The organism is Nocardioides pelophilus (assembly GCF_014180685.1).
Classification (GTDB): domain Bacteria; phylum Actinomycetota; class Actinomycetes; order Propionibacteriales; family Nocardioidaceae; genus Nocardioides; species Nocardioides pelophilus.
In genome coordinates, this window is record NZ_JACEHF010000204.1 from 1 (window position 1) to 6,806 (window position 6,806).

General features: G+C 70.9%; 7 protein-coding genes and 2 tRNA genes. 4 read left to right on the forward strand and 5 right to left on the reverse strand.

Annotated features, from left to right (window positions below; all coding sequences use genetic code 11):
- Both H0488_RS20970 and H0488_RS20975 read right to left on the reverse strand, forming a co-directional pair.
- On the reverse strand, nt 1-566 hold a 566-nt coding region (locus H0488_RS20970; protein WP_246372606.1), incomplete at its 3' end, for a dynamin family protein.
- Nucleotides 567-613: 47 nt separating this feature from the next.
- Nucleotides 614-1,735 carry a PrsW family intramembrane metalloprotease gene (locus H0488_RS20975; protein ID WP_183101163.1) on the reverse strand — a complete coding sequence of 374 codons (1,122 nt, stop codon included), beginning with the start codon at nt 1,733-1,735 and terminating at the stop codon, nt 614-616.
- Nucleotides 1,736-1,805: 70 nt separating this feature from the next.
- Between H0488_RS20975 and H0488_RS20980 the strand changes: the two genes are divergently transcribed.
- Both H0488_RS20980 and H0488_RS20985 read left to right on the forward strand, forming a co-directional pair.
- Entirely contained in the window at nt 1,806-3,218 is a 1,413-nt protein-coding gene (locus tag H0488_RS20980; protein ID WP_312856461.1) for an aminopeptidase P family protein, read from the forward strand.
- A gap of 41 nt (nt 3,219-3,259) precedes the next feature.
- Nucleotides 3,260-3,332, forward strand: a tRNA-Arg gene (locus H0488_RS20985).
- A 252-nt stretch (nt 3,333-3,584) separates the two neighbouring features.
- Here H0488_RS20985 and H0488_RS20990 read toward each other — a convergent pair.
- The 3 genes from H0488_RS20990 to H0488_RS21000 are packed head-to-tail and all read right to left on the reverse strand — an operon-like array spanning nt 3,585 to nt 5,890.
- The gene (locus tag H0488_RS20990) at nt 3,585-4,628 is read right to left on the reverse strand and encodes an adenosine deaminase (RefSeq protein ID WP_183101164.1); all 1,044 of its coding nucleotides are present in this window, start codon (nt 4,626-4,628) and stop codon (nt 3,585-3,587) included.
- Nucleotides 4,625-5,368, reverse strand: a complete 744-nt coding sequence (locus H0488_RS20995; protein ID WP_183101165.1) for a DsbA family protein — start codon at nt 5,366-5,368, stop codon at nt 4,625-4,627. Before H0488_RS20995 ends, H0488_RS20990 begins: the two co-directional genes overlap by 4 nt.
- The gene (locus tag H0488_RS21000) at nt 5,369-5,890 is read right to left on the reverse strand and encodes a MauE/DoxX family redox-associated membrane protein (RefSeq protein WP_183101166.1); all 522 of its coding nucleotides are present in this window, start codon (nt 5,888-5,890) and stop codon (nt 5,369-5,371) included. It abuts the gene before it with no gap.
- A gap of 110 nt (nt 5,891-6,000) precedes the next feature.
- Between H0488_RS21000 and orn the strand changes: the two genes are divergently transcribed.
- Complete coding sequence (gene orn, locus H0488_RS21005; RefSeq protein ID WP_183101167.1) at nt 6,001-6,660, forward strand: oligoribonuclease; 660 nt, start codon at nt 6,001-6,003, stop codon at nt 6,658-6,660.
- 35 nt (nt 6,661-6,695) lie between these two features.
- Nucleotides 6,696-6,771: transfer RNA gene (locus tag H0488_RS21010), tRNA-His, on the forward strand.
- Nucleotides 6,772-6,806: the final 35 nt, after the last annotated feature.

Here is a 6,806-nt window from a genome sequence, read left to right on the forward strand (position 1 = left end):
CGGCCGGCCGCCTGCTTGAGGTACTCCCACGGGACCTGGTCGCTGTAGCGCGCGGCCGAGGTCACGAACAGCCACAGGTCGGCGGCCGAGAGCAGCTGGCCCGCGAGGATCCGGTTGCGCTCCTCGACCGAGTCGACGTCGGGTGCGTCGAGGATCGCGATGCCCTTCGGCACCGACGTGGTCGGGACGAGCTGGATGCAGTCGTGGTCGTTGGTCGGGTGGTCGACCCGCTTCAGGTCCGGCAGCAGCCGGTCCTGGCCGAACCACTTGCCGTCGTCGGGGTGGTGGGCCAACACGGGCGAGCGCGTGGTCGGGCGCAGCACGCCCGGCGTGGTGACCCGGTGCCCGACGAGGGAGTTGACGAGGGTCGACTTCCCGGCACCCGTCGAACCGCCGACGACGGTCAGCAGCGGCGCGTCCAGCGACATCAACCGCGGGATCACGTAGTCCTCGAGCTGGTCGATGACCTGCTGGCGGTGGTCGCGCAGCGCCGCCACTCCCGGGAGGTCGAGCGGCAGAGCGGCGGCCTGCAGGGCACCGCGCAGCCGGACCAGACCGGTCAGCATCTTGCTGCCGGTGATCTCGTCGGCGCTGGAGTCCCTGTGGGACGGGCTCATCGTTGGGGTACCACCTGTCCGGGGAAGGCGAACCCCGGGCGGGTCGCCTGGATACGTACCAGGAACTCCTGGCCACGGGCCTGCCAGTCCTTGGGAGCAGTGCCGCGCAGCAGGCGATGGTGCAGGAACCCGAGCTCGATCGCAGCCTGTTGATAGTCCCTCATCGCCTTCGCCGCCTGGTCACCGCCCTCGGTTCGGGCATGGCGCCGGGCGATCCGGCGGGCCCGGAGGTCGACCAGCCAGCCGATGTCGGTCGCCGGGATCAGCCCCCGCGCCGCCGCGTCGTCGAGGGCCAGGGTCAGCATGTGCCGCTCCTTGGTGCGAGCCCACACCGCCAGGCAGGTCATGCCGACGAACGCCGGGACCATCAGCACGAGGTAGGCCAGCACGAAGCTCCCGAAGCCGAAGACGGTCGAGCCGTTCCACAGGGCGTGCGCGAGCACCGCGCAGGCGTAGCCGCCGACCGGCGCGAGGATCCGCATCGCCGGGTTGCGCGACATGACGGCGAGCCCGAGCCCGACCCCGGTGAACGCGGTGAACAGCGGGTGCGCGAACGGGCTGAAGACGCACCTGATCACGAAGATCGTGGTCACGCCGGTGACCCCTCCGGGGCCGGTGCCGTCGGTGCCGTTGTAGGCAGCGGCGAGGTAGAGGATGTTCTCGGTGAAGGCGAACCCGACGCCGACCAGGCCGGCATAGACGATCCCGTCGAGCACACCGTCGAGCTCGGCGCGACGCCACCACAGCAGGAGCAGCAGGAACAGACCCTTGCTGGCCTCCTCTGTGAGCGGGGCCACCACCGCGAGCGACACCGTGTCGGCGAGGCCGACCACGAAGCCACCGACGCCCTGGACCACCAGGGCGGCGATCGTCGCCACGAACGCGCCCCACAGCAGCGCGTACGCGAGCAGGTGCTTGGGCTCGGGCTCGTAGCGGTCGAGCCAGAGGTAGACGGCGACCACCGGTCCGACGGGCAGGGCGGCCAGCGCGGTGGCGAGCAGCAGGATGCCGGGAGCACCGGAGAGCGCCAGGATCAGCAGCATCAGGAGCGCGCCGAGGACGACCGCCACGGTCACCACGACCGTGAAGGCCACACTGTCGCGGCGTACTCCTGGCATGGGCGGAAGCCTATCGGGCAGCCTCTGCCGGACCGATCCGGCGTGATCCCTGCGAGGTACGGTGGACGGCGTGAACGACGTCCCCAAGGAGCCCAAGACCGAGAGTCACGACCCAGCCGTCCCGGAGGCCTATGCCGCCTTCATGCGCACCGGTTGGGACGACCGCGAGCGCGAGGTCGCCCCGCACTCCATCACGCCGTACGCCGCGGAGCGTCGAGCCCGGCTCGCCGCGGCCTTCCCCGGAGAGCGGTTGGTCCTTCCGGGCGGCACGTTCAAGGTGCGTGCTGCCGACACCGACTACCGCTTCCGGTCCGACACCGCCCACACCTACTTCTCCGGGAACCAGACCTCCGACGCGGTCCTGGTCATCGAGCCGGACGGCTCCTCGGTTCTCTACGCCCGGCCGCGGTCCGGGCGCGAGAGCGACGAGTTCTTCCGCGACCGGCAGTACGGCGCCCTGTGGGCCGGTCGTCGTCCCTCGCTCGGCGAGCTGGAGGCCTCCCTGGGCCTGCCGGTGAAGCACGTCGACTCGCTGGCGGACGACCTGTCCACGTCCGCGAAGACCCGGGTCCATCGCGGGGTCTCGGGCGACGTTGACGCCCTGGTCGCGGCCGACGAGACCCTCGACAGCGACCTGGCGCGGGTCGTCTCGGAGATGCGCCTGGTCAAGGACGAGTGGGAGATCGGCGAGCTCCAGACCGCCTGCGACATCACCACGATGGGCTTCGAGGACTCCGTCGCGGAGTGGGACAAGGTCCTGGAGTACGGCGAGCGCTGGCTCGAGGGCACCTTCTTCCGCCGTGCCCGCGCGATGGGCAACGACCTCGGCTACGACTCCATCGTCGCCGGCGGCTCCCACGCGACGACGCTCCACTGGATCGAGAACTCCGGCCCGATCGTCCCCGGCCAGCTGGTCCTCTGCGACATGGGCGTGGAGGGCCACAACCTCTACACCGCCGACGTCACCCGCACGATGCCGGTCAGCGGGACCTTCAGCCCGCTGCAGCGCGACCTCTACACGCTCGTGCTCCGCGCCCAGGAGGCCGGCATCGGCGCACTCCGGCCGGGCGTGAAGTTCACGGCCGGTCACGACGCGGCGATGGCGGTGCTCGCGCACGGCCTCGGCGACCTCGGGCTGCTCCCGGTGTCGGTCGAGGAGGCACTCGACCCCGAGTCGCGGGTCTACGCACGGTGGACCCTCCACGGCACCAGCCACATGCTCGGCATGGACGTGCACGACTGCGGCCGCGCCGCCCCGGAGTCCTACAAGGACGGCATCCTCGCCGAGGGCATGGTGCTGACCGTCGAGCCCGGCCTCTACTTCCAGGAGGACGACCTGCTCGTCCCGGAGGAGCTGCGCGGCATCGGCATCCGGATCGAGGACGACGTCGTCGTCACCGGCGACGGCGTGCGCAACCTGTCGGAGGCGCTCCCCAGAGAGCCCGACGCCGTCGAGGAGTGGATGGCCCGGCTGCGCGGCTGACCTGTTGCCGGGTGGGATACTCCCATCGGTGTGACACACCAGCCTCCGTAGCTCAATGGATAGAGCCGCCGGTTTCTACCCGGCTGGTTGCGGGTTCGACTCCTGCCGGGGGCACTTGGTCGGCGCTGTGGGCGCTGTAACTCAGTGTTCGGTCCACTCCCACGGTCTTCGGCACACTCCCTCGGTGCAGTGACTGGTCATAGCGCCGACGCAGCAGACCGAACGCCGAGGTAGTGGCGCGCCACCCTGCCCGGGTACGGCGCGCCTCCGCTGATCTGCCAAACTCGCGGGCCAGAATTGACCCGGCCCCGGGGAGTATGAGCCCCCGGGGCCCAATGTCTTCTCGGTCGGACTGATCGCCGGCCGTCAGCCGCCGACGTACGCGTCGATCTCGCCGAGGATCCGCTGCTGCACGTCCGCCGGCGCCCACGAGGCCCGTACGGCGGCCCGGGCGAGGTCAGCGACACCCGACTCGTCGAGGTCGAGCAGGTCGGCGGCGATGTCGTACTCCTTGTTCAGCGTCGTGCCGAACATCGGCGGGTCGTCGGAGTTGATGGTCACCACGACCCCGGCCTCGACGAACGCCGGGAGCGGGTGCTCGGCGAGGGACGCGACCGCGCGGGTGGCGACGTTGGACGACGGACAGACCTCGAGCGGGATGCCCTCGGCGGCGAGGTGGGCGAGCAGGGTCGGGTCCTGGGCCGCGGACGTGCCGTGGCCGATCCGCTCGGCGCCCAGGTCGCGCAGCGCCGACCAGATCGTCTCCGGGCCGGTGGTCTCGCCGGCGTGCGGCACCGAGTGCAGCCCGGCGGCCCGGGCCGCGTCGAAGACGGGCTTGAACTGGGGCCGGTCGACACCGACCTCCGGACCGCCGAGGCCGAAGCCCACCAGACCCTCCGGGGCGTGATCGAGGGCGAACCGCAGCGTCTCGTCGGCGGCCGGCAGCCCGGACTCGCCGGGGATGTCGTAGATCCACCGCAGCACCAGGCCGAAGTCGCGCTCGACGGCGACCCGCGCATCCTCGATCGCCTCGGTGTAGGCCTCGATCGCCATCCCACGGCCGTCGTCGTGCGGAAGGACGGAGGTGTACGGCGTGCACGTCAGCTCCGCGTAGCGCACCGACTGCGCCTCGGCGAGCTCGCGTCCGATCTCGTAGGTGAGGTAGCGGATGTCCTCCGGGGTCCGCACCAGGTCGACCACCGCCAGGTAGACCTCGATGAAGTGGGCGAAGTCGCGGAACTCGAAGAACCGGCGCAGCTCGTCCAGGTCGCTCGGCACCCCGCTACCGTCCTGGCGAGGATGGCGGGACGCGAGCTCGCTGACGATCCGCGGCGACGCGGACCCGACGTGGTGGACGTGCAGCTCGGCCTTCGGGAGGCCTGCGACGAAGCCCTCGCGCAGCCGGCTCATTCGACCGCTTCGAGGATCTGGTCGGCGAGGTCCTCGACCGAGCGGTAGCCGGTGAGCTCCTCGCCGTCGATGAGGACGGTGGGGGTGGAGCTCACGTTCGCGTCGGCGGCGGCCTCGGTGGCCTTGGTCACCCAGTCCTCCATCGCCAGGCTCTCGATGCCCTCACGCACGTCGGCCTCCTCGGCACCGGCCTCGACGGCGAGGTCGACCAGGTCGTCGTCGCTCGGGAAGGGGCCGCTCTCGCTCGGCTGCTCCTCGTAGAGCAGGTCGTGGAACTCCTTCGCCACCTCGGCACCCGACTCCTCGAGCACCACGGCGAACGCGTTGGTCGCGCGGATCGGGTAGTCGCCGACGACACCGCTGAGGAGGTCGAAGGGGCGGTAGTCGACGAGCACCTTGCCCTCGGCGGCGAGGTCGGCGAGCTCCTCGCGGGTCGCGGCCTCGAGCTGCCCGCAGAACGGGCACACGAAGTCCTCGTAGATGACGACCTCGTGCGGCGCATCGGGGTCGCCGATGGTCACGCCGTACTCGTTCTCGCCGGCGGCGGGCGCCTCGACGTCCTCACGGCTGAGCAGGGTCACGGCGACGGCAGTGCCGACGATGAGCACGAAGACGGCGATGACACCGCCGATCATCAGCAGGCGGCGGCGCTTCTCCGCTCGCTCCTGCGCGGCGCGCAGCTCGGCGGCCTTCGCGGCGCGGGCCGCGGCCTTGGACGACGACGGTGACTTCGAGGACATCTAGCTTCCTTGTTCGACGGGGTCGGGGTCGGGGTCGGGGACCTCGCTGGCGGTGGCGCGGTCCGGGAAGAGCAGGTTGTCGACGGCGAGGCGGGTGCGCTTCACCATCATCAGGTAGCCGGAGGCGGCGAACAGCGCGAGGTCGCGCGCGATCTCCCAGGGGTACGACGACGCGGCGTCCTCCTTGGGCCCGCCGCCGCCGAAGCACCCGCAGTCGATCTCGATGCCGCGCGCCCACACCGAGACGATCCCGATCACGAAGGCGACGAACAGCACGGCCGAGACGAGCGCGGCACCGCGGGTGAAGACGCCGGCCACGAGAGCGAGACCGACGACCAGCTCGACGGCCGGCAACGCCAGTCCGATCGGCTCGACCAGCGACCCGGGCAACAGCTCGTAGGCGCGGACGGCGGCGATGCTGCCGGCCGGGTCGGTGATCTTGAGGGCTCCGGCAGCGATCCAGACACCACCGGTGACCAACCGGGCGATCAGCCCCAGCCACCCGTGCACCGCCCCACTCATGATGCTCCTACGGTAGGCCACGCATCTGAGAGGTCGGTGAGAGGCAAAGGTCCCGCACCGGCGGGACGAGGGTCAGCCGCGCGTCGTCGTACGGCGTAGGGTTGCGCCTCGTGAACGACCGACTGGTGTGGATCGACTGCGAGATGACGGGGCTCGACCTCGGCGCTGACGCGTTGATCGAGGTGGCGGCCCTGGTCACCGACTTCGACCTCAACGTGCTCGGCGACGGCGTCGACATCATCGTCAAGCCGCCCGCCGAGGCCCTCGACCAGATGATCGACTTCGTCCGGAACATGCACGAGGTCTCCGGCCTGCTCGACGAGCTCGAGGGCGGGGTCACGCTCGCCGAGGCCGAGGAGGAGGTCATGACCTACCTCCGTGCGCACTGCCCGGCCGAGAGCCGGCCGCCGCTCGCCGGCAACTCGGTCGCGACCGACCGGGCGTTCCTCGCCCGCGACATGGCGCAGCTCGACGCATTCCTCCACTACCGGATCGTCGACGTCAGCTCGATCAAGGAGCTCGCGCGCCGGTGGTACCCCAAGGCCTACTTCGGGGCGCCGACCAAGCGCGGCAACCACCGGGCGCTGGCCGACATCCAGGAGAGCATCGAGGAGCTCCGCTACTACCGCGACACGGTCTTCGTGCCGCTGCCCGGGCCCGACAGCGCAGCCACCAAGGTCGCCGCCGAGCGGCACGGCGGGTCGATCACCGGGCTCGGTCCCGACCGCCCCGGCCCGCAGACGGATACCGATTCTGCCGCCGAGGCCTGACACCACTACACTCGTCCCCGGCCGTGAGGCCCATGGTGGGTATAGCTCAGCTGGTAGAGCGCCGCGTTGTGGTCGCGGATGTCGCGGGTTCAAGTCCCGTTACTCACCCCATACCTCCACGAGAGCCGGATCCCGAGGGATCCGGC